Origin of the sequence: Gordonibacter sp. An230 (assembly GCF_002159915.1) — a bacterium.
Taxonomy (GTDB): domain Bacteria; phylum Actinomycetota; class Coriobacteriia; order Coriobacteriales; family Eggerthellaceae; genus Rubneribacter.
Map to the genome: position 1 here is coordinate 15,110 of NZ_NFJP01000012.1, position 25,439 is coordinate 40,548.

Here is a 25,439-nt window from a genome sequence, read left to right on the forward strand (position 1 = left end):
GACGTGTTGCCAGCGCGACGGCGGCGTGCGGATGGACACGGGTGCGAGGAGGACCCGAAAGGCCACGCCGCAGCGCGGGGGAGGGGATGCGCTGCGGCGTGCAGAGGAGGGGTGGTTAACAGGGAAGGCGCATCGCGCCTCTGAGGGCTAGCCCTCGATGGCGATGGTCTTCTTCTCTTCGAGCTTGGGCTGCTCCTGCTTCTTCGGAACGGCGATCTTCAGCACGCCGTCCTCGAACTTCGCGCGGATGTCGTCCTCTTCGATGTCGTCGCCCACGTAGAACGTGCGGCTGCACTTGCCGCTGAAACGCTCCTTGCGGACGTACGTGCCCTTCTCGTCCTTGTCCTCGCTTTCGCTTTGCGTCTGCGCGGCGATGGTGAGGTAGCCGTCCTTGAGTTCGGCTTGGACGTCGTCTTTCTTGAAGCCCGGCAGGTCGATAGTCAGCTCGAATCCGGCATCGGTTTCCTTGATGTCGGTGCGCATGAGCGAGGGCGACATCTTCTGCATCGCCTGCACGGGCGCGGTGGCGGCATCGAAGAACGCGTCGAACGGGTCGGACATAAGCTCGCTCAGCAGGTTGCGGTTCCTCCGCATGGGCATCAACATGGCCATACCAATCATCTCCTCAACGTGTGCGGGACATATAAAATCTAAGTCCCAATCTGTGCGGTTTTCTGTACGCTTTCGTTATAAATCGTTTGATTAGCACTGTCAAGCTGAGAGTGCCAACGTTACGGTTTCGTCAACTTCGGCGTACGTTTTGCGTGCGGCCGATGATACGCTGGCGACGCGGCGATCCGCCTCCAGCTCGTCGTCGGCTGCGAAAGCGAAACATTCCCGGCACGCGCGCGTCATGCGGGCTGCGCGCGTCGAGGAGGGCTCGGAGGGGTCGGGTTGCGTTTCGGAATCGATTTCCACGACGGGCCGCGCATTCGTTTTCGCGCGAGCGTCGATGTTGCGAAGACGGTCTTTGCCCAAGGCGTGTCACAGTGCGTGGCGTGGGTATTCGATGCAAGGCTGGCTTTTGCGCAGGTGGAACACGGGAGAGACGGGGGCGGCAAGCGACGCTTGGCGGTGCCGACGCCAGAGGCAGGACGGCAGCGCGGCGAACGGCAAGGCGGCACGGAAGCGGGTGGCGAACTACGGGCTTTCAGGGTGCGGGACGGCTTGCGATGGGCGCCTGGATGGTGGCGCGGCTTGCGGAAGTCGGCATTCGGCAAGGTGGTCGCGGCTTTGCGTCTTGCGACGGCGTGGCAGGTAGGATGCGACAGGCGCGTCATGCGCTCTGCGCGGCCCCTTCGCATCGTGGGGCGTCTCAACTGCGGCCTCTTTCCTTGCGTGATGCCCTATACTGAACGCGAGGAAAAGCGAACGCGGGCGAAAGGGCGCACCATGACCACCATCGGCCTTATCTCGGACACGCATGGACGGCTGCCGGACGAGGCGCTTGCGGCTATGGCCGACGTCGATCACATTATTCACGCGGGCGACATCGGTGGCCCCGAGATCCTTCACGAGCTTGAGGCGTTGGCACCGACGACGGCGGTGCTGGGCAACAACGACTTCGACGAGTACGGCGCGCGGGTGGGGCGGTTCGCGCATCCCGTCATCGACGGCGTGCGCTTCCTCGTGGCGCACTATCCGCGCGACGTGCGGATCGGTTTCAACGGTTGCGCGGGGCTTGCGGCGGGCGATCCCATTCCGCAGGTGTGCGTCCACGGGCACACGCACGTTCCCGAGTTGCTGACCGGCGCGGAGGCGCGTCCGGCATCGTTCTTCCTCTGCCCCGGCGCGCCATTTCGCCCGCGCGGTGGGTTTCCGAAGTGCACGGGCCGCATGGAGGTGGAGGGCGGGCGCGTGCTGGGCGTGCGCATCGCGTCGTTCGACGGCCAAACGGTGTTCGCGGTGGGCTGCTTCGACGAATCTGCGCCCGCACGCTAGGCACAGAGAGAGGGAGGGCGCTCGCGAAGGCCGCAAAAGCAAATAGCAGTCAAATGAAAATCAAGTGAGACGGCGTGGGCGACTGCCATTGTTTTCCCAGTTCATCTGGGTGTCGGATGCGCAGCCTTCCCAAGGAGCCCCCGAAAAGGCGCCCGCAAAGGCCCCGAAAAGCAAATAGCGGTCAAATGAAACACGCGAGCCCTCTGCCATCCCGCTGCGTCGACAACGGGGTGGCGACGAGGGCGCTCGCTTTCCCTTCGGCTAAGCCCAATCGGGCAAGTACTCCCTGTATCGGGGGGAGGTGTCGGGATTGACCGGTTTGATGAGGTGCGCTTCGATTGCTTCTTTGATGAGGCGGGATATCTGGGCTGCGTTGGAGCTTTTCACATCGAAGCGCTCGCGAAGGCTTTGGTTCGTGACGTGCGACCCTTGCGCATAGCAGATGCAAGCGTGCCAATAGCATGCGTCGAGTCGTTCTTGGGGGGTGAGGTGCTTGAACGGCGTGGTCTGGCGCAGTGTCACCCGCATGCTTCGCTCCTGCTGGATCTCTATGGCGGGCGCGGGCATGTGAAAATGCTCGCATGCGGCTATGATCTTGTCCCAGCCGCTGCCGGCCTCTTCGCAAAAACCAAGGCGTCGAAGGAGGGAGGCCGTCCTTTCGTTTCGCGAGCGCGGTGGATCGTTGACGATGCGGTCCACGTCGACAAGCGGGCTGCCGGGGTTGGTGATCTCGATGCGGTTGTCGAACAGCTCGACGATCGGCCCGGTTCCGGTCATGTTGAAGTCCTGGTGCGTGAGCGCGTTTGCCACGAGCTCGCGGATGGCGATGCTTGGATACGCCCCTCTGGTCACCCTCGTTGCGCCTTGGATCACATCGCGCGACGGGATGATCGCGTCGATGTAATCGATTGCCGAGTCCAGGGTGAGGGCGTATCCTTGCGAGAACTCTCGCTCGCGCAGGGCTCCGATGCGTCCGTTTCCATCGTATTGGAGCACGCGCAGTTTCTTGCGACGGACGGTGGGAATCTTCGAGAGGTCGCGGGCGAACAGGAGGGCTCCAAGGTTCGTGATGGAGATCAGCCCGTTGTCTTGGGCTGCGGCCATGCCCTCTTCAAGGAAGAAATGGGCTACGGTCTCAGGCGATTGGGGCCGGGGCGCGTCGAGCAGGTCGAAGTAGGCATTGCAGTCGAGGATGTCTGCAAGCTCGGTGGGCGCCACATCTTCAAGGGCCACTTGGTCTTCGAAAACTTCCTTTTGGATTTTCTTCCAGAGCTCCGTTTCCCGGCTTGAGCCAGTCTCGAGTTTTTGGGTGCTGCTTCCTGTGCGGATGTAAACGATATTGTCGTACTTGACGGGCTGGTTGAAAGCTGGCCATATCTTGAGGACGACAAGAGGTAAGCCGTTGCGAACGATTTCGTGAAATTCGAAATAGCAGTTGCTGCTTACATGCTGTCGAAGCCACAATTCGAGTTCTTGATTGCCTTTCTTTTTCGTTTTGGGATTGAAGTTCGTGCCGACTATCTTGTGAGAGGAGTCTTCGATTCCCCATATCTTGTAAGCGGCAGGCGCATCGTGAAACGCTGCGGAGTTGGCGAGTGCGCAGATGTCCTTCGCCTCTTCTTCTGCTTGGGAGAAGTTGTGCTTGAATTCGACGTATTCGGTTTCGGCGGGAAGGGAAACAAGGTTGTCTATCAGCAGATCGAGGTTTTGCACGACCTTCTCCTTCGCTTTGTCCTGCATCAGAGCGGCATTGTAGCGAAAAAGCAAGTGAAAAGCAAATAACAGTCAAATGAAAATCAAGTGAAAGGGCGTGGGCGGTTGCCGTTGTTTTCCCAGTTCATCTGGGTGTCGGATGCGCAGCCTTCCCAAGGAGCCCCCGAAAAGGCGCCCGCAGAGGCCCCGAAAAGCAAATAGCAGTCAAATGAAACGCGCGAGCCTTCCACCATCCCGCTGCGTTGACAATGGGATGGCGGCGAGGGCTTGATTGGCGGATGGCGCATCGGCGACGTGATCGGAGCGCTCAATGTGGGCTGCGGTCGCTACTGCATTCGCGCCGTTCGAATCGTCGGTTGTGCTGCGGGCATAGCGTCGATATCGCGGCGCGCCTTGTTTTTGCCAGGGCGAACACCGTGCTTGTTGAGGCGCTCGCCGTGGTTCCTGCCGCATTTCCATTCTTGTCGCCAAAGGGGGGTCCAGGAGGGTTTTATCTGGGGTGATGCGCAACATACTCCAAGATGGGTGACGGTTTTCCTGCCGAAAACGGGGGTTTCCGCACTATTGGGGGATGGATGAAAAGCCTGCGGGGCTTAGCATCGGGGGCGTTGCCGCCCTTGCCGGAGCGAGCGTCGTCTTCTGCTCCCTCCCTCCTTGAAGGCTTTTCCTCTCCAGGAGTTCGCTTCGGCAGGGGCGGCAATGGGAAGACGGCTGGCCGTGAGGCCTCGAAAGGAAGGGGACGAATATGGGATCCTTTGAGATGAATCGACGCGCGTTTCTTGGGCTTGGGGCCACGGCGGCGGTGGCCGCGGGCATGGGGCTGGCAGGCTGCTCGCCCAGAGCCGCGAGCGAAGAGGCGGCGTCGGGCGCTGCGGTCGAAGCGGTCGAGCTTCCCGTGGGCGCGCCGAAGGGGACGCCTACAACAGCCGCCTGGTGCGCTGTGCCTGAAGCCATAGCCGATATCTCCGAGGAGAAGTCGTTCGATGTGGTGGTGGTCGGTGCCGGCATCGCGGGTTTGTCCGCTGCGGCGACGGCTGCTGAGCTGGGCGCATCGGTGGCCGTGATCGAAACGCTCAGCACGTACCAGACGCGCGGCCAGGATATCGGCACGGTCAACTCGTCGTTCCAGAAAGCGAACGGCTTGGAGGCCAGCGAAGAGGATATCAACCAGATGTGCCTTGCATTGCAGCGCTACGCAGGCAACCGCACCGATCAGCGAATCTACCGCGTGTGGGGTCAGCGCTCCGGTGCCGATTTCGACTGGTGGTACAACACCATGCTCGAGCCGAAGGGCTACGGCATCGAAATCCCGCGCTGGCCGATGGAAGTGGAGTACGATCCGGTGGACGGCGAGTGGTTCCCGCAGTTCTGCAACCAACAGGAGTTCACCGCGCCCGAAGGCGAAGAGGCGGGGATGAACGGCGGCTTCCCCGGCGCTATCGGCGAGCTTGAAGCGTATGCGAAAGATCATGGAGCGGAGTTCTTCTACGAGCATCGCGGTCGGCAGCTTGTGCGCGGTGGGCAACCGAACGGAACCGAAGGGCGCGTGACGGGCGTGATCGCAGAGACGTCGGATGGGTCGCATATCCAATTCAACGCGACGAAGGGCGTGATTTTGGCCACGGGCGATTACGGCCACAACGTTGATATGATGCAGGCATGGTGCCCGTCGCAGTTGGAGCTGTCGCAAGAGAACAACGTCTATCCGAGCACGGGCAACGTGGGCGATGGCCATCTCATGGGCTTGTGGGTGGGCGGTATGATGCAGGCCATTCCGCACGCCTACATGGCGCACGGCACTCCTGGCATGCTTGGCTCCGATCCGTTCCTCATCGTCGACATGAACGGTCGGCGCTTCACGAACGAGGACATTCCCGGCCAGTCGTTTTCCGATTTGGCCGAGGAGCAGCCTGGCGTTGTGTTTTGGCAGATAGCCGATGCGAAGTACCCTGAGCAGATGAAATGGTCCTCGCCGACGCATGGCGCGCAAATGAGCTTCACCGGCGACATCGATGCTTGGAATGCCGCTATGGAGACGGGCGATAAGGACGCTATCGAATCCATGCTGACCGAGCAAGGGGTGAACCTCCAGCACGCTTGGACGGTCGAGGAGTTGGCCGAGGGCATCCACGTGGACGCGGCCACGCTGCAGGAGACGCTTGACCGCTACAACGGATTCTGCCACGACGGCTACGATGCCGATTTCGGCAAGCAGGCCAAACGTCTGTGGCCGGTGGAGAACCCGCCGTACTTCTACAGCACGAGCGGTCAATGGGCGTTCATGCTCACGATGGGCGGCCTCAAGGGCACCGAGAAGGCCGAGGCCATCGACCAATGGGGAAACCCCATTCCCGGTTTGTGGATGGCGGGCAACGTGCAGGGCATGCGTTTCGCCATCGACTACCCCACCATCGTGTGCGGCCTTTCGCATTCGCTGTGCCTGACGTTTGGACGCGTGGCGGCCGAGCAAGCGGTTGCGGCCGATCCGGACGTTACGGAGCACGAATCGGTGTACCGGGAGTGGAAGGAAGCGAACCCGGATGCCGACGCCGCTGGTGGTGCGGCGGGTGCAGGTGGAGCGCCGGCGGGTGGCGGCGCTCCTGCAGGAGGGGAAGCTGCAGGTGGCACCCCGGCAGATGGTGAGGCTCCCGTTGCGGGCGGCTCGACGGAATAGAAACTTCGGCGTTATTTGCCTGATGGGACGCAGGGCCTGGCCGCATGGCTGGGCCCTGCGCTGCGATGGGGGAGGGATGGGCATGTGGGTTGTCACGCGCATGATGCTCTTCTGCTATACTCTCGGCCAAGAAGGCCGAAAGAGGTTCGGGCGGGTTTACGCCCGATCGGGCTTTATGCGGAGGGGCTTGATGGACGCGGTGAAGATGATAGGGGATCAGCGGTTTCTGCGTGCGGCGGCGGGGTTGGCTGCGTGCCTTGTGTTGTTCGGCGAGGGGTCAAGCATCAGCAGTCGGGCGGGCATTGAGACATTCGCAGTGATGACCGGAACGAATCCGCTTTCCGGCGGCATCACCATCATGGCGGCTTTCTTTGCGGTGGCTGTGTTCTCCCAAGCGGCGGGGAGGCTGCTGGCCACGAAGTCGTTCCTCGTAGGGGACGGTGTTGCGAATGCAGCGGGGGCGGTTCTGGTGCTTTCGGGGGCGATCGGGATTCCCGGTTCGGAGGTGCTTGCTCCTGCGGGCGGTCTGGCAATCGGGTTCAGCTCGACGCTTTTGCTCGTGCGTTGGGCCGATGTGCTCGTGCCGCGAGGCGCACGGGAGTCCTCTTTGTGCTTGGCATGCGCCATGCTCATGGTGGTGGCGTACGACGTGCTGGCAAAGGCGCTTGTTGACATCGCGTTCGCGGTGTCGGTGGTGGTGCTGTGCGCGTTTTCTCCCTGGCTGCTGGCACTGGCGGCGAGCGAGGGGCGCGGCGAGGAGGAGGCGCGCGCGATCGCGGAGTATCGCGGCGTCGTGCCCGTGTGGTTGTCGTTCGCGACGGTGGCGCTGTACGCCGTGGCTATGGGCGGCGTTCAAGTGGGCGGCGCGGGGCAGAACACGCTGTTCGAGGGCATCGCCGAGCTGTTGGCGTCTGCGGGCATCGCCATCGATGCGGGTATCGTGATAGCGGCGGTCGCTATCCTGCTTGGCGCGCGGTTCTTGCACGGGAATAATATGAGTTTCTTTCGCTTGACCATCCTTGCCTTGCTCTCCGTCGCGCTGTATCTGTCGGCGGCGCTTGCGGCGAATTGGGGTGTGGTCAACCTTGTCATCATGACCGTTGCCCGCATGCTTATTTTCGCTTACGTCTGGGCTTTGTTCTCGACGCCGGCGCGAACGATGTCGCCGATGCGGCTGTTCTCGGTCGGCTGGCTGCTGTTTTTGGTGCCTAATATGCTCATCACGCGCTTGGGGCTTGTCGTATCCGGTGGACAAGGCTCTTCGGCGGCTTTCGAGCTGGCGCTTGCGGTGGCGTTGCTGCTGTTGTTCGTGTTTGAGTTCACGCCGTTGCTCACTAGCCGTTACGCCAATGAGGATGGCGCGGAGAGTCCGGGTGCGGCCGCCGAGCCGAAAGACGCGTTCGCTGCGCGTATTGCGGCGCTCGTCGATCATGGAAGGCTTACGCCGCGCGAGCAGGATGTTCTTGTGGCTTTGGCGCGCGGTCGATCAGCCCAGTACATAGCCGACACGTTCGTGGTGAGCAAAGAGACGGCGCGCACCCATATCCGTCATATTTATCAAAAGCTCGCCGTCCATTCCCGTGAGGAGCTCATGGATTTGGTCGAAGAGGGGATGCCGCGCCCCGATCAGCGCACGGCGGTCAACTCTCCGGTGTCGGAATCCATCACGTAGCCGCCGACGCGCACGTGCGGGGGCATGACGGGATGGTTGCGCACCATGTCGACGCTTCTGCGCACGGCCTCTTCGGTGTCGCCGAACCCGGCGAGCCAGCGGTCGAAGTCGATGCCGCAGTGGCGCGCGAACTCGATGCGCTCCTGCGACACGCCAAGACGCTCCATGTCGGTCACCATCGCCGCTCCGCTCATGTGCTGTGCGCCGCAGTTCGTGTGGGCAACGATCATGATGTCCTCCACGCCCAGCTCGCATATGGCGATCAAAAGCGAGCGCATCACGCTGCCGAACGGGTGTGCCACTTCGGCACCGGCCACTTTGATGATCTTCGCATCGCCGTTCTTCAGCCCGAGCGCCGCGGAGAGGAGTTCGGTGAGCCGGGTGTCCATGCACGACACGATGGCCAGTTTCTTGTCGGGATACTTGTCGGTTGCATAGCGCTCGTAGGCACGGCGCTCCACGAACGCGCGGTTGTGCGCGAGGATGCCGTCGATGGTGGGCGAGGCGCTTGCTTCGTCGATGGCGCCGCTGTTCGGATTCTGATCCATGGGGTACCTTCTTTCGCGTGAGGCATCATGATAGCGCACTTTGTTCGCGCCCGTTCATATGGTGCGCGGGGTACTTGCGTTTGCGCGATGATCGGAGAGGGGCGAGAGCTCTTCTGCGAGGCGGGAGTATGCTTTGCGCGCAGTTGATCAAGGTTGGGATGCATGAGAGGTCGGGGGCTCCAAGAGAGAGACGAGGAATTCCGGGGCGAATGATCGGAACAGGCTCGCCATTTGCTGCGGAGGCTCCACCATGCCTCCTTGCACCCATGTGCGCGTCATGTACTGCGCGCCGGCTACGAAGAAGTCGATTTCCAAAAGCTCTTGCTCGGTGAAAGATCGACCGGCATTCGCTGTTGCGTTCTCAAGAATGTGCTCCTTCACTGCGCGGCCGCCATGCTCGCATACGGAGTTGTATCCGACGCACCTGAAAGCGTGCACGAAGAAATCCTTGTTCTCCACCAGCAGATTGAACTTTTTGAGGTGCGCTTCGAACAGCCCCTGATCGATGCCCATCCGGTAGAGCGACTTGTTCATGAGGTGATCCCAATACCAGGTGGGAACGTCGAAGATGTCTTGGAAATACAGGTAGAACGTAGCACGTGAAACACCCAACCGCTCGCAAAGATGCGACACCTTCACCTTCTCGAGCGGGCATTCGTGCATGACTTCGGATAGTGCGCCGACAAACCGCAAGCGCGTTTCGATCTGCTTGTGCATGAGAGCCCCTTCCCTCTGGCCACATTGTAGGGCATTGAGCGCATCGTGGGGAGGGGGATGCGCTCGGCTCTCATCCGTGTCGATCGTGTCGAGCCTGGTCGAACTCGGACGAGCAGGTTTGACAAAATGCGGAGAGTGTCAATTGACATCCTTGCTTTCTCGACAGAGCGGATCGAGTGTCGATTGCGCAGCGATGTGCGCCGATCGTAGACTCGCGGATGGGGCAACATCGGTCCCGCAGTTTCGATCGAGGAGGTTTGAGATGAAGGGAACGGATCGGATTTCGAGGCGCGGCTTTTTAACGGGTGCGGCGGCCACTGGCGCGCTTGCGGCTATGGGTGCGCTTGCAGGATGCAGCCCGAAAGCGGCAGACGAGATGGCGCAAGAGGGCGGTGCGGAATCGACATCGTCAAGCGAGGGGACGAAAACCCCGTCGGTATTCGATAAGCCAGAGTCGGTAGCGGATCAGGTGAAGGAGACGAAGGACTACGATGTCGTGGTGGTGGGCGGCGGCAACTCAGGCGTGGTAGGCGCGTTGGAGTTGGCGCAGCTTGGTGCCAAGGTTCTGCTGATCGAGCAGTCCACGGCATGTACGAAATACGCGGGCGACATTGACGCGCTCGACAGCCAGATCCAGAAAGATTTGGGTATCGAGATCGACAAAGAGTGGGTCATCAAGGATCTCGTGCGGTACGGCCAGGGCAAAGTTGACGAGAACCTCATTCGCCAGTGGGCGTACAACGCCGGTGCCTTCATCGATTGGTATCAGGCGAACATGCAGAAGAAGGGCCTCGACGTCATGGTGGACACCGTGTGCAAGAAGTTCGAGCCCGAAGGCATCTGGTATTCGCCCGCGTCGGTTCACACGGCCTACCAACCTCCGCTCAAGGAGACGGCGAACTCCATGGGGTCGGAGATCGCGATTCCCGCCATGCTCGAACTGTTCGAGGAGGCGGGCGGCGAAGTGATGTACGAGACGACCGCGGTCGAGCTCGTTCAGGATGATTCGGGCAAGGTGACGGGCGTGATTGCGGAGCGCGATGGCGAATACGTGCAATTCAACACCGCGAAAGCTGTCATGCTGGCAACAGGAGGTTTCGGCGGGAACAAGGATATGATGGACGAACTGGGAGTCATGTCCCATAAATTCTGCTCGTGCCACATCGGCACAGAGAACGCCCACGGTGATGGGATCCGCATGGCGGTATGGGCGGGCGCCGACCTCGATTATGCATGTGAGGGAACGTGCAACATCTTCGACAGAGGGTGCATCACGGGAAACGACGAGAACGGGGACATCGGCCTCCAAGGGCAGGGCGGGGCTGACGCTCGGCTTTGGTGGCCGGGATCTCAGCCGTTTTTGCGTGTGAACGCGTTCGGCAAGCGCTTCTGCAACGAGGATGGGCCTTACGATATCGTGTTCAACCAGGCGTGCATGCAGCCGGGTCACTACTGGTGGCAGGTGTTCGACGCAAGCAGCTGGGAAGACGTCGTGGCGTTCGGCACCACCATCTGCTCTCGCGTGGTGGCGGAGGAGGGCGCGAAGAACTGCCTTCTGCTCGGCCAGTACTACCCGTGCACGAGTGCCGAGGAGTGGCAGAGCGTGTTCATCGATCCGAACGTCGAAAGCGGCATTCTGCTCAAAGCCGACACGATTGAGGAGCTTGTGGATATGATGGGCCTTCCGAAAGAGCAGACGCTGGCGACCATCGAACGTTACAACGAGCTTGCGGCGAAAGGGGTCGACGAGGACTTCCACAAGGCGTCATTCCGTTTGACCGCCATCGACGAAGGACCGTTCTACGCTTGCAAGCTGGCCGGTTGGCTGCTGTCCACCATGAGCGGCGTGCGCGTCGACTACACTTACACGCCGTTGACTTCCGAGGGCGATCGCATCGAGGGCTTGAAATGCGTGGGGCTGGACCACGGCGGTTTCTTCAATGGCATGTATGCGCAGTACTATGGCGGTTTGAACATGAGCCACAACGTGGTGTCGTCGTGGCTGGCGGCAATGGATATCATGGGGCAGGAATATCCGGTGCCCGTGACGAGCGCCGCCAACGCGTACAAAGCGTAGCGACTGGCAGAAGGCGCCGGCCTCGGGCAATGCCGAAGCCGTGGCCGATGCGGTCGCCGACATGACAGGCAGTGCGGTCGGCGCGGGCGCGATCGCGCGATGCGTTGCCGCCTAACGCCTTGCGTTCCGCACATCCTGATTGTCCGCGAATAAAGCGAGGCCGCCCCCATGCGGGAGCGGCCTCGTCGGTCGTTTTTCGACGTGTACGCTTAGAACTGCTTGAAGGAAGCCTTCGGGCAGAAGCAGATGGGGCACTTCTCGAAGTCGTCGCCCTTGTGGATGTAGCCGCAGACGGGGCACAGGTAGAACGCGTCGTCATCGGCGGCGTCGATGTCGTTGTAGGCGGCCAGGTAGCGCTCGGCGTGCACGGACTCGGCCAGCTTGGCGCGGGTGAACACCTGCACGGCCTTCACGTTGCCCTCCTCCTGAGCCTTCTTGATGAACGCCGGGTACATGTCGGACGTCTCGAAGATCTCGCCCTGGGCGCCCATGATGAGGTTGAGGTCGGTCTGCACGGCCTCGGCTTCCGGCGCGGCCGGCTTCTCGTAACCGGGCTCCATCTCGGACACGAGCTTGTACTCGAGGCCGATGTGGATCTGCTCGGCGGCCGAGGTGGCCTCGAACAGGCGGGCGATCTGGTCGTAGCCCTGCTCCTTGGCGGCCTTGGCGAACGCGGCGTACTTCGCGGACGCGCCCGTCTCGCCGGCGATGGCGGCCTTCAGGTTCTCAAGCGTCGTGCCGACTTCGCAGGTGCCGAAGCCGTTCATGTTGGTGCTGTTCTCGGCGGTGGGGATCTGGTCGCGAACCTTCATGGGTCTTGCTCCTTCTCGTCTGAATTCGATCTCCTCTTATTGAGAATGAATCTCAATAAGTATGATACGCGTCTCCGCATCGCCATGCAAGGGGGTAACCGATCCCCTCCCCGCGATTCGCACAATGTCCACACTCCGTCTTTCTCCCCGCTCGCCTATCGCGTGCCTACACGAGATTGCGCAAGGGGGCAAGAGCGAGGATAAAAGCTGTCCCTTTCGTCCATTCTCCTCGATAGCGTGTGCGCATGCGCATCGGAACGAGGCAAAATGATCTTGAAAAGACGTTCGTCAGTTCATTTTGCGATCGTCTTCCAAACATTGGGCGACGGCGTTGAACACCTCGAGGCGAGAGTGGGCATCTAGTTTCGTGTAGATATGCTGCGTGTGGGTCTTCACGGTTTCGGTTGACACGCATAGACTGTGCGCGATGAATGCGCGATTGTATCCTTTCACAAGGTAGATCAAGATTTCCGATTCCCGGGGCGTGAGGCCGAAACGGGAAGCGGCTTGCTTGCAGGCTCGCGTTATGGAGGCCTCGTTCGCCATGCTCTCTCTCGCTTTGGGGATGGAGCTCAAGCGGGCTAGCAGGACGATGGTCGCAAAAAGAAGCAGGTAGATCATCGCATTCGACGCTGGCGACACGGTGAATTCCTGTCCGAGGGTCAAACGCAGCCAGCCCCCTGCAAGCACTCCTACGATTTGTCCAATCTGGTTCGCCAGAAAGCCGCCGACGAACACGCGTGTGGAGTCGGCATGGTGGTGGGTGTAGACAACGCAGAACACCCATAACAGCCCATAGAAGTACATGAACCCGACAGTATGAAGCGCAAGAGCCGGCGAGGCGAACTCCCCCGTTTGCGGAACGGCGAGAGCCAGCACGATGAAAGCCACGGCGATGAACGCGATAGCTCGATAGAACAGAGCGAATGACTCTCCGTCATCGGGGATTTTCGAGAGGACGAGCATGGCTGATGCGCAGAGCGTGGCCGCTACGAACACCCAAGCGCTCTGGCTTGCTTGGCCGTCTACTTCGGTGAGATTGCGCAGAAGGCCGGCCGACATACCCAAGATGACCACCAACCCCATGAACACCGTCAAATGAGATGATCGGAATTTCGAGGAGGGTTTTCCCGCATTAAAGGGGCGTGCGCCTCTCTCGTCAACTCCGCTTGAGAGTCCGATCGCTCGCCAAAACGCATATGCCGCAGCGCACGGGATGGCCATCATGCAGACGAACGCGATCTGCGGAGGGACTAGGGAGATGAAGAGCGTGATGAAGGCGCTCATGACGAGGGAGAACGTGGTGAATTGCAGAACCACGCCCGAGTCGTAGCGGGAAATGAGCGTTCCCCAGTATGCCGTCATGATTCCGCTGCCAATGCCCGATGCGACTCCTCCAGCCCAAAAGAAACTCGCTTCGAACGTTGGCAGCGCATGGGTGAGCCCAATAAACGCTGCGCTTGCGGCCATCGAGCACGCGCTTATCGTCAAACCTGCCAAGGAAGCCTTGCGACGAAGGACCGGGATCAGGAAAAACAGGCTCAGCACAAGCGTGCATACCGCAAGAGAGACGAGCCAGAACGTGTGCTCGGCGAAATCAGCGCTTCTCGTCGTGAAGGGAACGTTGAACACGCCGCTCCAGCTCATGGCGAATACCCATCCGTTGAACAGGGAGAGCGAAGCTGCAAGGAAGCGATGGCTTGACAGCATGGATACGAATTGGGTAAAAGCCGTTTTTGCAGGTGGTGAGCTTGTGTTTTGATATCCCATATCCCCTCCTGGTTTGTAGCCAGTATAGTGAAGTCGAGGGCTTTTTCCATCTTGGACGGCGAGGTTGGTCGTTGCGGCATCGAGCCGTTGATCCCTTGTCGCCGCTTGCTCTTTCGACGCACGTGCGCGCCGAGAGCGTCGATTATCTGGAGGGGTGTGACGCTCTCGGCATTGGGCGGTCAGGACGGCGCGGCGCGCTTGTTGCGCTCCTATTCGTTCTCGACGATGAACTTGCCTGCTAGGTAGCTGAGGGTGAGGTTGCTGCCGTAGGTGAATCCGGGCACCATATAGGTGTACTGCGCATAGAACATATCGCCTATCATGCTCCCGACGTTATACAACCCTTCAATGGGATTATCGTCTTTGTCGCATACCCGCATGTTCTCATCGGTGCGGAGGCCTCCAAGGATGGTGAGGAAAAAGCTCGTGTCGCTCACCTCTCCGTAGAAAGGTCCTTTGGACAGCGGAATCATAAAGCCGGGATGCTTGTGGAACAGGGAGTCTTCTCCTGATTCGCAGTCGGCGTTATACCGTTCGATGTTGTCGAGCGTGCTTTCGGGTAGTCCCATTTGGCTTACCAACTCGTCGAGCGTGTCGGCCTTGAAGTACAGGCCAGACTCCACGCTTTTCTCCCACGATGCGATAACGTCGTCTGCCGACAAGGGTTCGGCAATGCCGTAGGGTTTGCTGCCGTCGATCCATTCGAGCGGGTACTGTTCGGCGTAGTTGACATCCCATAAGGCGTAACTCACTCCACCGGGGCAGCCCATTTGGATAGTGAAGGGCAACGTGCCCAGCATCCCGTACTCATTACAGAAGCGTTTGCCTTCGCGGTTGACGGTGAACCCGGTGAAGGGCAAGACGCCGTTCATAGGGCCGGCTTTCACGCCGCCGCCGTTCGGGCAAGCGGGCCATGCCTTCTGCCATGCCGCGCCGATCCAAAGCCCCATCTTTTGTCCGTCTCCGGGGAACAACCCTCCGTACACGAGTTCCTTGTCGTAATTGGGCTCCTCGTCGAAGAAACTTTCGGTGATGTACTCCATTGCCTGAGGAGCGTATTTTGCCATCATGTCACGATTCGTGGAGAAATCGCCGGTGGCCAGCACCACGGCCTTGCTTCCCACATACTGGACATAGGTGCCGTCTTCCTTTTCGGCTATGACGGCGTTCACACGACCGCTTGTTCCGTTCGGCGTATCGCCGCGGACGAGCTGGCACGCTTTGGTGTGGTAGTGAATGGAGGTGCCGGACAACTCTTCGAAACGCGCCGCCAGCTCATTGACGACGAGAGGTTGGTTGAATCCCATGCCGGGGTTTTCGTCGTTGTACCAACCGTGCGCGCCGGGGACGTAGTAGATGGAGCCGCTCTCGTTGTTGATGGTGGGAACGAAGTTCTCGATGCCGGTTGTGTAGCCGCGTTCCTCCATGATATCGATGAGCCAGTTCATAACCTCTTCGGAGTGGTTGTAGTACTGGTACCATTTACGGGTGTCCACGCGGGCGCCGTTTGCCTGCAGCTCCTTTTCATACCATTCGGCGCTGTTGCGCGGAATGCCAAGGGCCTCCATGGTTTTGCTATACGTGGCGTGATTCGACCCGCCGCGGCTGATGGGTTTGCTGCTGGCGCTGATGAGCACCACGTTCGCTCCTTCTTCGGCGATCGAATTGGCCACGGTCAGGCCACCCGTGCCGGCTCCTACCACGACGACCTCCGCCTCGATGGTTTCTGCGATATCGGTGATGGGCTCGTCAGGAGTTTCAAAGGACCACGTTCCAAAGTACGAGTCGGCGGTCATGGCGCCGTCGTGCGCCGAGGACGGGGCGGTTGCGTTCGAGGCCGAGTCTGTCTGGGGCTTCGATGGCGAGCAGCCGGCCATTCCGGCAGCCACTCCGGCTCCGGCAAGGGCTGCTCCTGTGAGAAAACTCCGGCGCGTGAGGCCGTTTCGATGGGCGTTTCCCCGCGTTGCGTTTGCGTGCATGCGATCCTCCTCCTTGTTCTTCGCTGCCTTGAAGCCGGGATGCGCTTCCGTTGTCGATGCTGAAGGCTTCCCGACATGGCTCCCCTATACGCGCAAACTCGGTGAAGGGGTATCACCCAGAGGGGTGAAGTTGAAAATGGCTCCTTTGGGGGACGGCGATTTCGATGCAAGCGAGCGAATCTTTTTGAAGGGCGAAGGCGTTCTTTGCAAGAAAGGCCCGCAGTCTGCCGCTTTTTGCAGTTTGTGCGGGCCTTTCGGTTCTTCGAGGCGGCGCGACGCGACCGGCGCACGCCAAGCCGCGTCGCCGCCCCGCTGCGTCACTCGCTCCTCAGCGCCTCCACGGGGTCCTTCCTGCTGGCGGCGCTTGAGGGGATGAGGCCGGCCAAGAACGTGAGGAACATGCTGATTCCCACGAGCACGAGGGCCGCCTGCCACGGCAGCAACGCCACGTTCGCCACGTTGAACAGCGCGTAGACGATGGCGTTGGCGGGGATGCAGGCGAGCGCGGTCAGGCCGATGCCGATGACGCCGGCGGTGAAGCCCACGATGATCGTCTCGGCGTTGAACACGCGGCTGATGTCGCCTTTGCTGGCGCCGATGGAGCGCAGGATGCCGATCTCCTTCTTGCGCTCGAGCACCGAGATGTAGGTGATGACGCCGATCATGATAGACGACACCACAAGCGAGATGGCCACGAACGCCACCAGCACGTAGCTGATCATGTTCACGATATCGGTGACCGAGGACATGAGCGCGCCCACGAAGTCGGTGTAGGTGATCACCTTGTCGTCCTGGCCCTCGTCGGCCATGCGGTCGTTGTACGCGTCGAGGATGTCGATGACGTGCTCTTTGCTCTCGAAGTCGATGGGGTAGATGTCGATGCCGGAGGGTTTGGCGACGTCGGCATAGCCGAGCTTCTTGAGGTTGCCGTCGTACGAGGCGTCCTCGGTGCTCATGAGCGACATGATGAGCTCGCCGAGGTCCTCTTCGGTCATGTTCATCTGGAACGCGTCCGCGAACGCGGCCTCGTCGATGCTCATGGCGTTGGCCATGTTGGTGGACAGCTGGCTCATAGACTGTTGCATGGCGGCCGACACCTGCGTCTGGAGCGCCGCGGACATCTGCTGCATGTACGCGGTCATGACGGTTTGCAGGTAGGTGCTCATGGCCGTCTGGATGGACGACTGCAGCTGGCCTTGCAGCGCTTGGGCCATGGCGGGCACGGCCTGCTGCATCTTCTCGGAAAGCTGCTGCTGCAGCTGGGATTGCAGGGCGGCGGTGGCTTGGTCCATGTCGATGGATTCCTCGATGGCGGCGACCATCTTCTCCTGCACCTCGTCCGTGGCCAGGTACGCTTCGAGGGCCGCTTCCATGTCGGGGTACTCCGGATGCTCCTTGTACCACGCGTCGAACCCGCCCATGACCTCGGCCATCGCGGCTTGGATCTTCTCCGAATCCAGGTCGGGCTGCACCTCTTCCATGTCCAGCGTGATGTCGCTGAAGTCGATCATGCTGCCGAGGTCGATGCTGCCGGGGTCGACGGCGATGCCCGACGCGTCGAACGCCGGCAGCGCGTTCGCGTCGAGCGACAGGCCCGACAGATCGAGCGACAGGCCGGACATGCCCGCGGTCAACGCGTTCTCGTCGATGGTGAACGCCGCTTGCAGCTTGCTGCCGTCGATGGTGAACATCGACTCCATGTCGAGGCTGCCTTCTTCGCCCTCTTCGTCCTCGGCGCCGAACTCCTTGCCGGTGAACACGTCCACGGCGGGGTCGGCCAGCTGATCCTGCACGATCGCGCTGCTTTCGGCCTGCTCGATCACATGGCTTGCAAGCGAGGCGGGGTAGTTGAGGCCGGGGGTCAGCATGGTGACGCTCGCGTCGTCGCGTGGCTGCACGATGCCGACGATCTTGATGTCCTCGCCGTTCTCCACGAGATCGCGCATGTAGGCGTCGTCGTCGGTCTTGTCTTTCCACACGTGGTACTCGTCATCGTAGACGTAGTAGTCGGCGGCGTTCACCAGCTTGAACGTGGTGTTCAAAATCTCGTCGTAGGAGGGATCCTCGATGTCGTCGGGGGTGGCCACGTCCTCTTCGGCGGCGAACTGCTTGACCATCTCGTCGAGCTCGGTCGAATCGCGCAGCCCCAGCGTGTACAGCATGAAGTCGCTCATGCCGCCGCTGCCGGTGAGCACGAGCACGCATTCGTTGTAGCGCTCGGGCCAGCGTCCGGCCTTCACGTCGTACTGCCCCTCGTACAGGTTGGGGTCGTTGGGCATCTCAAAGAACATGTCGGTGCTCATCATGGTGGACATCATGTTGTTCGAGCTGGTCGCGGACCCAAGGCCCAGCATCGAGAACGACGTGTCCGGGTTCACCTGATGCAGCGCCTCCGCGTCCGAGCTGAATATCTGCGGGGTCACGTCGTAGGAGTACTCGATGGCGCTCGTGTACTCCTCGATGCCGCTCTCGCCGCTGTCGAGGTATTCCTTGAGCGAGGCCAGGTCATTGCTGCCGATGCTCGCGAACATGTTGGTGACCATATCGATGACGTGCACCGAATCGCCGCCCTCTTCGGCGCTCGCGGCCGTCTCGCCCATTTCGGCGCTCGTGCCCACGAGCGCCGAGGTGAGGTCGACGCCACTGCTTTGGATCTGCAGCGGGTACTCGGACAGCGTCTCCTCCTCCACCGACTTGATGTAGTTGTTCACGCCGTTCGCGAGCGCCAGGATGGACGCGATGCCGATGATGCCGATGGAGCCCGCGAACGCCGTCATGAGCGTGCGGCCCTTCTTCGTCATGAGGTTCTTGAACGACAGCGAAAGCGCCGTGGGAAACGACATCTTCGTGCGACGTACGGGCTTGTCGCTTTCGCGCAAGTCCTCGGCGGTGGGGTGGAAGGGGTCGGTGTCGCTTCTGATGACGCCGTCGGCCAGGTTCACGATGCGGGTGGCGTACCGCTCGGCCAGCTCGGGGTTGTGCGTGACCATGATGACGAGGCGGTCGTTGGCGATCTCGGTGAGCAGGTCCATGATCTGGACGCTCGTTTTTGAGTCGAGGGCGCCGGTGGGCTCGTCGGCCAGAAGGATCTCCGGGTCGTTGATGAGGGCGCGGGCGATGGCCACGCGCTGCATCTGACCGCCGGAGAGCTGGCTGGGCTTTTTGTTCACGTGCTCGCCGAGGCCCACGCGCTCAAGCGCCCGCACGGCGCGCTCGCGCCGCTCGGTGCGCGACACGCCGGACAGCGTGAGCGCCAACTCCACGTTGGCCAGCACCGTTTGGTGGGGGATGAGGTTGTAGCTTTGGAACACGAAGCCGATGCGGTTGTTGCGGTAGGCATCCCAATCCTTGTCCTTGTACTGCTCGGTGGAGATGCCGTCAATGACAAGGTTGCCCGAGTCGTAATGGTCGAGGCCGCCGATGATGTTGAGCATGGTGGTCTTGCCCGACCCCGAGGGGCCGAGCACCGCCACGAACTCGTTGTCGCGGAAGGCCACCGACACGTTGTCGAGGGCCGTCTGCGTGAAGCTGGCCGTGGTGTAGGACTTGCAGATGTTGAGCAGTTGGAGCATGGTGCGCCTTTCAGGGCGCGCGTTGCCGGCAGGCGTCGCGCGCGTGTCATGCGAAGGTTGCCGTTTTGTTGAACATGGTAGATTTTCCCGCCTTCCGAACGGTGGGAATGCTCAATCTCCACCGAGTTTACCGAACGGTTACCTTTCGCACGCTGCGGTGGGGGCGAAGTTCCGCTTTCGGGTTCGAGCGCGCTGCGAAGACGGGGAAGGGGCGGGGTGCTGAAGATGGCGCTTGCGATAGGGCGTCGCGAAAGGGGCGTCTGCCTTGCATCGCGCGCGGTGGGGAGTCGGAATGTCGGGCTGTCGTCGAAGCCAAAGCGCGCCGCTCGGGTTTTCGGTGCGGGTTTTCGGTGCGTTGCCTTTCGGCGGGCGGGTGCCCCCGTCGGGCGAAAAATGCGGCATAATAGGCGCGAACGAACCGAAGGGCGCCGCGCGGCGCGGACATGCGATGCGCGAAGCGGCGCTGTTTGCGAGCGAAAGGACCGCGCATGGAACACGAAGTGGCATGGAAGCGCTACGATACGTCCGACCTCGAGGCGCTTGAGCGGCTTGCCGCCGACTACATCGATTTCATCAGCGAGAACAAAACCGAGCGCGAGTGCGCCGCCGCGGCGGTCGCGCAGGCCGAAGCGTGCGGCTACCGCAGCCTCGCCGAGGCGGTGCGCGAGGGGCGCGCGCTCAAAGCGGGCGACAAGGTGTGGGCGCTCTCGCATGGCAAGGCGCTCGTTTTGGCGCATCTCGGCGCGCGGCCGCTTGCCGAGGGCATGAACGTCCTCGGTGCGCACATCGACTCGCCGCGCCTCGACCTCAAGCAGAACCCGTTCTCCGAAGCAAACGGCTTGGCGCACCTCGATACGCACTACTACGGCGGCATCAAGGCGTATCAGTGGGTGACGTTGCCGCTGGCGCTGCACGGCGTGGTGGCGAAGAAGGACGGCACGGTGGTGGACGTGCAGGTGGGCGAGGATGCGGGCGACCCTGTGTTCTGCGTTACCGACTTGCTCATCCACCTGGCCGGAAAGCAGATGGCGAAGAAGGCCAACGAGGTGGTGGAGGGCGAGGATCTGGACATCCTCATGGGCAACCGTCCCCTCGTCGTCGAGGGCGACGATGCGAAGGATGCCGAGAAGGAGCCGGTGAAGGCCTTCGCCCTCAAGCTGCTGGCCGAGAAGTACGGCATCGACGAGGAGGACTTCCTGTCGGCCGAGATCGAGGTGGTGCCAGCGGGCCGCGCGCGCGAGTTGGGCTTCGACCGCAGCATGGTGATCGGTTACGGGCAGGACGACCGCGTGTGCGCCTACACGTCGCTCGCAGCGCAGCTGGCGCTGGGCGACGAGGTGCCCGACAAGACGGCGGTGTGCGTGCTCGTTGACAAGGAGGAGATCGGCAGCGTGGGCGCCACCGGCATGGCATCGCAGTTCTTCGAGAACGCCGTTGCCGAGATCATGGAGCTGGCTGGCGAGGGCGGCCCGTTGCCCCTGCGTCGCGCGCTTGCGGCGTCGAGCATGCTGTCCTCCGACGTGTCCGCAGGGTTCGATCCCGCCTACGCGAGCGTGTTCGAGGCGAAGAACAGCGCGTATCTGGGTCGCGGCCTCGTGTTCAACAAGTACACGGGCTCGCGCGGCAAAAGCGGCTCCAACGACGCAAGCGCCGAGTACGTGGCGCGCATACGCCGCATCATGGACGATGCGGGCGTGGCCTTCCAGACCGCCGAACTGGGGCGGGTCGATGCGGGCGGTGGCGGGACGATCGCCTACATCCCCGCGAAGTACGGCATGGACGTCATCGACTCCGGCGTGGCCGTGCTGTCGATGCACTCGCCGTGGGAGGTGTCCAGCAAGGCCGACATCTACGAGGCGCGCAAGGGCTACGAGGCGTTTTTGAGGAACGCGTAGGTGCGCTTTTCCGGGCTGCGTCCTGTTGCGTCCGGGTGCGCGGTTGGGCGTGCGTCCGGACGCGCTTGCGTTCGCACTTGGACTTGCGCTTGCGTCTGGGTGCGAGCCTGCTCCTGAACCGCGCTCGCGTCCGCGCCGAGCCCCCCAAACCCTTCTTACGTCCCGGAGAAGGCTTCACGCTTTCTTCGTATCGCCTCGCATGTTCGTTTGGCGGCCGATTTTGGCCACGAAACCGAGTTCTGGCACGGGGCCGTTCCGAAAAGGGCGGCTCCGTTTATCGTGACCAGGCATTATGTTGGCAGATATCGGAGGTGGGCGGGCAAAAGGCACGCAACGGCGCGTATTCCGTGCGAGAACGCGGTTTCGTGGCCATTTCCGGGCCGTTTCGCTGCACGAGCGTTTTATCGGGCGCGCGGACATGCGGACACGCGGACATATGGGCACGCGGCCATGCGTGGGCGCGCGGACACGCGGACTTGCGAGCGCTCGCTCGTGCATGGCTGCAGAGATAGAAAGCGCATGGATGGAGAAGGATTTCGATCCGCTGCGGGCAATCCTTCGCTACACTGCTTGCGCGGTTCATGCATGCTTGGTTTTGTCGGTTGGACGCCTTGGTTGTGAGCGAGGTTTCGTTGGATCGGGAGAAATTCGGATCTCGTCTGGGGTTCATCCTGATCAGCGCCGGATGCGCTATCGGGTTGGGCAACGTGTGGAGGTTCCCCTACATTGTGGGGCAGTACGGCGGTGCGGCGTTCGTGCTGCTCATCGTGTTCTTTTTGCTGGTGTTCGCGCTTCCCATCCTCGTGATGGAGTTCTCCGCAGGGCGCGCCAGCCGCAAGGGCATTGCGCGCAGCTACAACGCGCTCGAGCCTCCCGGTACGCGGTGGCACCGGTTCAAATGGGTCGCTTTGGCCGGAAACTACCTGCTCATGATGTTCTACACGGTGGTGACGGGCTGGATGCTCGCGTTTATGGTGCGCAGCATGGCGGGCGCGTTTGAGGGTCTGGATGCGGCGGGCGCGCAGGAAATCTACGACGCATTGCTGGCGAATCCCGTGGAATCGGCGGCGTACATGCTGGTCACCGTTGCTGTTGGCGTGCTCGTGACGCGCGCGGGCCTGCAGAAGGGCATCGAACGCGTCACGAAGGTGATGATGGCGGCGCTGTTCGTGGTGCTGGCGGTGCTGTGCGTACGTGCGGTCACGTTGCCGGGGGCGGGAGAGGGCCTTGCGTTCTATCTCATGCCCGATTTCGGAAAGCTGTTCGCAGGGGCGACGCCTGCCGAGCAGTGGTCGACGTTTTTTGAGGCCGTGTTCGCGGCCATGGGGCAGGCGTTCTTCATGGTGTCGGTGGGCATGGGGTCTATGTCCATCTTCGGAAGCTATCTGGGGAAAGAGCGTCGGCTGACGGACGAGGCTCTTGGCATAGCCGGGCTTGACGTGCTGGTGGCCGTGATGGCGGGTCTCGTCATCTTTCCGGCGTGCTTCGCCTTCGGGGTGGAGCCAGGTGCAGGGCCGGGGCTTGTGTTCGTCACGTTGCCCGCGGTGTTCTCGCAGATGCCGCTGGGTCAGCTGTGGGGCGCGCTGTTCTTCCTGTTCATGAGCTTCGCCGCGCTTTCCACCGTCATCGCGGTGTTCGAGAACATCGTCGGATTCAGCATGGACGAATGGGGCGTGCCGCGCGGGAGGGCGTGCGTTGTGAGCGGTGTCCTGATCGCGGTGCTGTCGCTGCCATGCGTGCTGGGTTTCAACGTGTGGGCGGGTTTCGAGGTGCCCGGCATCGGCAACATCCAGGCCGTGGAGGATTTTCTCATCTCGAACACGATCCTGCCCATCGGCAGCCTCGTCTTGCTGCTGTTCTGTACGATGAGGCGCGGGTGGGGCTGGGACGCGTTCGTGCGCGAGGCCGACACCGGCGAAGGGCTGCGCTTTCCTCGTTGGGCGCGCGGCTACGTGCGCTTCGTTCTGCCGGCGCTGATCGCGGCGGTGCTTGCGGCTGGCTACCTTCCCATCGTGCGAACATGGCTGGGGATGGCGTAGCGCACCTGGCCATGGTGCAGCGTGCGAGTCCGGTTTCCGCGGCGCGGAGGGCGGACGTGGAAACCGGACGTTGGGCGGCGGTTCTCTTCGTGGCTGCTTCCGTCGGTGCCGCCGGTGGAAGCAGCCGCCTTTCACCTTCTAGATCTCGACCTTCACGGTTTCGGCCATGAGGTAGCCGTAGTTCAAGGCGGCGTCGAAGCCCATGGCGTAGGGGCGGCCGTCCTTCTCTTCGATGGAGCCGCACACGTCGCCTGCCGCGTACAGGCCGGGGATGGCCTCGCCGGCGTCGTTTTGCACGCGTCCGGCGGTGTCGATGACAAGCCCGCCCGTGGTCAGGTAGAACGTGGGAATGCAGGATATCACCCAGATGCCGTCGTGCGTGTCGAGGTAGGGCAGCTTCGAGCGTCCGAACTCGTCTTCCTCGCCGGCGAGCGCGTGGGCGTTGTGCGTCTCGAGCGTGGCTGCCAGCTCGGGAAGCCCCAATTCCTCGGCTGCGGCTTCCACGGAATCGTAGTGCACCATGTCGCCGCGATGTTCGAGGCACTTGTAGGTGTCCATGGCGTACAGCTCGTTCTTGTTCGTGGTGATGCGGCCCGCTTCGTCGGTGATGTAGTAGAACGCGCCGCCGTTGGCCTCGTCGAGGAGCGCGCGTCCGAGCACGCCGTGGTTGTCCGACATGATGTTGCCGAACTGCTTGCCCGAGGCGTTCACGAGGATGCCCGGCGTGGTTTGGTACAGGAAGGCGATCTCGAAGTTCGAGCCGGCCTGGTTCGTGGTGGACAAGAACGCGCCCAGCTCGCGTCCCATGCACTCGATGGCGCCGCCCGCCTGCATGCCCAGCTCGATGCCGTCGCCGGTGGAGCCGGGGGCGCAGTTGAACTTGAACTCGGCGTAATCGGGATAGTGCTCTTTGAGCATCTCCTCGTTCGCTGCGAAGCCGCCCGACGTGAGGCACACTGCCTTCGCCGTGACGGTCCAGGTGGAGCCGTCGCGCCCTTCTGCTTTAAGTCCGGTGACGCGTCCGTCGGCGTCCTGCACAAGCTCGGTCACCTTCGTGGCGTACACGATCTGCCCGCCGAGCGCGCCCACGCGGTCCACGAGGAAGTCCTTCGCGTAGCCGCAGCCGCCCATGTAGCAGCCCGGAGCCAGGTAGGGCGTCACGCCGTAGGCTTTGTTCACGCCCAGGCTGTAGAAGCCGATGCCCATGTCATGCATCCAGTCGACGAGCTGGCCCGAGTTCGAGTACATGGCCGTCTGGTACGGCATCGCGCCGTCGAAGCGGTCGTTCTCGGCGACGAGGTACTTCTGCATGACGCCCAGCATGAGCTCCTTTTTGTACATGGGGTTCTCGTCGGCGCGGCCGAGGGCGTAGTTCGTCTGCAGCTGCGATTCCGCGGAGGCCACGCCCGAGTATGTCATGGGCATGGAACCGCCGGCGATGTCCTGCTTTTCGAACAGGATGACGGACTTCCCGGCTTCCAGCAGCCGCGTCGCCGCGACAAGGCCCGCGGTCCCGGCACCCATGAGCGCCACGTCCACTTCGGCGGTTTGCGCGGTGCCGCCGCTGGGGGCGGTGGTGCCCAGGCGGTAATCTTTCGGATCGCCGCCGGCGTTCGTGATGGCGTCGGCCACGGCGGTTTGGACGGCCATCGAAGTGGTGGTGGCTCCGGTGACGGTGTCCACATCGAGGTTCTTGGATTCCAGGATGCGCGCGGCCATCATCGGCGCGGCGGTCGAACCGATGCCGATCGTGTCGTCGCAGCGCAGCACGCTCACGCCGGCGATGTCGCCGCCAGCCACGGTCACCTGCACGTACAGCGTGTCGTCGTGGCCCATGGCCGTGCCGATCCACTTGCCGTCGGTGAAGCTTTCGGGGACGCTCTTTTGCGGCTTGGCTCCATCCTCTTGGTCGTCCGCTGCCTGTTGCGGCGCGGCGCATCCGGCCAGGGCGCCGAGCGCGGCGACGCTGCCGAGCGCGAGCGACCCCTTGAGAAAGTTCCTGCGGTCAAGTTCCATGGTTGTTCCCTCCT

At 62.0% G+C, this 25,439-nt stretch carries 15 protein-coding genes; 6 read left to right on the forward strand and 9 right to left on the reverse strand.

The genetic code is table 11. From position 1 onward, the window contains the following. Positions 1-147 precede the first annotated feature (147 nt). Positions 148-612 carry an Hsp20/alpha crystallin family protein gene (locus B5F40_RS07895; protein WP_087193800.1) on the reverse strand — a complete coding sequence of 155 codons (465 nt, stop codon included), beginning with the start codon at positions 610-612 and terminating at the stop codon, positions 148-150. Between the two features lie 780 nt (positions 613-1,392). Between B5F40_RS07895 and B5F40_RS07905 the strand changes: the two genes are divergently transcribed. Beyond that, a complete protein-coding gene (locus B5F40_RS07905; protein ID WP_087193857.1) occupies positions 1,393-1,941 on the forward strand; it encodes a metallophosphoesterase family protein in 549 nt (182 codons plus the stop codon). Between the two features lie 261 nt (positions 1,942-2,202). Here B5F40_RS07905 and B5F40_RS07910 read toward each other — a convergent pair whose 3' ends face one another. Further along, the gene (locus B5F40_RS07910; RefSeq protein ID WP_162610926.1) at positions 2,203-3,654 is read right to left on the reverse strand and encodes an ATP-binding protein; all 1,452 of its coding nucleotides are present in this window, start codon (positions 3,652-3,654) and stop codon (positions 2,203-2,205) included. Between the two features lie 745 nt (positions 3,655-4,399). On the opposite strand from B5F40_RS07910, the gene B5F40_RS07915 reads away from it, so the two are divergent. Both B5F40_RS07915 and B5F40_RS07920 read left to right on the forward strand, forming a co-directional pair. Beyond that, a complete protein-coding gene (locus tag B5F40_RS07915; protein ID WP_087193803.1) occupies positions 4,400-6,328 on the forward strand; it encodes an FAD-dependent oxidoreductase in 1,929 nt (642 codons plus the stop codon). Between the two features lie 190 nt (positions 6,329-6,518). Then, the gene (locus tag B5F40_RS07920; RefSeq protein ID WP_140396453.1) at positions 6,519-8,000 is read left to right on the forward strand and encodes a response regulator transcription factor; all 1,482 of its coding nucleotides are present in this window, start codon (positions 6,519-6,521) and stop codon (positions 7,998-8,000) included. On the opposite strand, the gene B5F40_RS07925 is transcribed toward B5F40_RS07920, so the two are convergent. Both B5F40_RS07925 and B5F40_RS07930 read right to left on the reverse strand, forming a co-directional pair. After that, positions 7,955-8,548: a beta-class carbonic anhydrase gene (locus B5F40_RS07925; protein WP_087193805.1), complete on the reverse strand. Its 594-nt coding sequence runs from the start codon at positions 8,546-8,548 to the stop codon at positions 7,955-7,957. The two genes, B5F40_RS07920 and B5F40_RS07925, sit on opposite strands and share 46 nt — an antisense overlap. Before the next feature lie 147 nt (positions 8,549-8,695). Continuing rightward, on the reverse strand, positions 8,696-9,265 hold the full coding sequence (locus B5F40_RS07930) for a TetR/AcrR family transcriptional regulator (protein ID WP_129589884.1): 570 nt from the start codon (positions 9,263-9,265) through the stop codon (positions 8,696-8,698). A gap of 262 nt (positions 9,266-9,527) precedes the next feature. Here B5F40_RS07930 and B5F40_RS07935 point away from each other — a divergent pair, with 262 nt between their 5' ends. Next, the gene (locus B5F40_RS07935) at positions 9,528-11,342 is read left to right on the forward strand and encodes an FAD-dependent oxidoreductase (RefSeq protein ID WP_162610933.1); all 1,815 of its coding nucleotides are present in this window, start codon (positions 9,528-9,530) and stop codon (positions 11,340-11,342) included. A gap of 209 nt (positions 11,343-11,551) precedes the next feature. Here the strand turns inward: B5F40_RS07935 and ngr are convergent, their stop codons facing one another. The 4 genes from ngr to B5F40_RS07955 form a co-directional block, all read right to left on the reverse strand. Beyond that, positions 11,552-12,154: a nigerythrin gene (gene ngr / locus B5F40_RS07940; protein WP_087193808.1), complete on the reverse strand. Its 603-nt coding sequence runs from the start codon at positions 12,152-12,154 to the stop codon at positions 11,552-11,554. A 288-nt stretch (positions 12,155-12,442) separates the two neighbouring features. Then, complete coding sequence (locus B5F40_RS07945; protein ID WP_162610927.1) at positions 12,443-13,801, reverse strand: helix-turn-helix transcriptional regulator; 1,359 nt, start codon at positions 13,799-13,801, stop codon at positions 12,443-12,445. Positions 13,802-14,133: 332 nt separating this feature from the next. Next, complete coding sequence (locus tag B5F40_RS07950; protein WP_087193810.1) at positions 14,134-15,903, reverse strand: FAD-dependent oxidoreductase; 1,770 nt, start codon at positions 15,901-15,903, stop codon at positions 14,134-14,136. Positions 15,904-16,220: 317 nt separating this feature from the next. After that, positions 16,221-19,475 (reverse strand): ABC transporter ATP-binding protein/permease, encoded by a 3,255-nt coding sequence (locus B5F40_RS07955; protein ID WP_087193811.1) that lies wholly within the window; start codon positions 19,473-19,475, stop codon positions 16,221-16,223. Positions 19,476-19,963: 488 nt separating this feature from the next. Between B5F40_RS07955 and B5F40_RS07960 the strand changes: the two genes are divergently transcribed. Beyond that, entirely contained in the window at positions 19,964-21,370 is a 1,407-nt protein-coding gene (locus B5F40_RS07960; RefSeq protein WP_087193812.1) for an aminopeptidase, read from the forward strand. A gap of 632 nt (positions 21,371-22,002) precedes the next feature. Then, positions 22,003-23,409: a sodium-dependent transporter gene (locus B5F40_RS07965; protein WP_087193858.1), complete on the forward strand. Its 1,407-nt coding sequence runs from the start codon at positions 22,003-22,005 to the stop codon at positions 23,407-23,409. Between the two features lie 138 nt (positions 23,410-23,547). Here B5F40_RS07965 and B5F40_RS07970 read toward each other — a convergent pair whose 3' ends face one another. After that, a complete protein-coding gene (locus B5F40_RS07970; protein ID WP_087193813.1) occupies positions 23,548-25,425 on the reverse strand; it encodes an FAD-binding protein in 1,878 nt (625 codons plus the stop codon). Positions 25,426-25,439: the final 14 nt, after the last annotated feature.

What these genes read in the sequence shown, in the direction of transcription:
- B5F40_RS07935 (WP_162610933.1), top strand. Translation starts at nt 9,528, where the DNA reads ATGAAGGGAACGGATCGGATTTCGAGGCGCGGCTTTTTAACGGGTGCG.
- B5F40_RS07930 (WP_129589884.1), bottom strand. Translation starts at nt 9,265, where the DNA reads ATGCACAAGCAGATCGAAACGCGCTTGCGGTTTGTCGGCGCACTATCC.
- B5F40_RS07905 (WP_087193857.1), top strand. Translation starts at nt 1,393, where the DNA reads ATGACCACCATCGGCCTTATCTCGGACACGCATGGACGGCTGCCGGAC.
- B5F40_RS07970 (WP_087193813.1), bottom strand. Translation starts at nt 25,425, where the DNA reads ATGGAACTTGACCGCAGGAACTTTCTCAAGGGGTCGCTCGCGCTCGGC.
- B5F40_RS07945 (WP_162610927.1), bottom strand. Translation starts at nt 13,801, where the DNA reads ATGAGCTGGAGCGGCGTGTTCAACGTTCCCTTCACGACGAGAAGCGCT.
- B5F40_RS07955 (WP_087193811.1), bottom strand. Translation starts at nt 19,475, where the DNA reads ATGCTCCAACTGCTCAACATCTGCAAGTCCTACACCACGGCCAGCTTC.
- B5F40_RS07915 (WP_087193803.1), top strand. Translation starts at nt 4,400, where the DNA reads ATGGGATCCTTTGAGATGAATCGACGCGCGTTTCTTGGGCTTGGGGCC.
- B5F40_RS07895 (WP_087193800.1), bottom strand. Translation starts at nt 612, where the DNA reads ATGGCCATGTTGATGCCCATGCGGAGGAACCGCAACCTGCTGAGCGAG.
- B5F40_RS07950 (WP_087193810.1), bottom strand. Translation starts at nt 15,903, where the DNA reads ATGCACGCAAACGCAACGCGGGGAAACGCCCATCGAAACGGCCTCACG.
- B5F40_RS07960 (WP_087193812.1), top strand. Translation starts at nt 19,964, where the DNA reads ATGGAACACGAAGTGGCATGGAAGCGCTACGATACGTCCGACCTCGAG.
- ngr (WP_087193808.1), bottom strand. Translation starts at nt 12,154, where the DNA reads ATGAAGGTTCGCGACCAGATCCCCACCGCCGAGAACAGCACCAACATG.
- B5F40_RS07925 (WP_087193805.1), bottom strand. Translation starts at nt 8,548, where the DNA reads ATGGATCAGAATCCGAACAGCGGCGCCATCGACGAAGCAAGCGCCTCG.
- B5F40_RS07920 (WP_140396453.1), top strand. Translation starts at nt 6,519, where the DNA reads ATGGACGCGGTGAAGATGATAGGGGATCAGCGGTTTCTGCGTGCGGCG.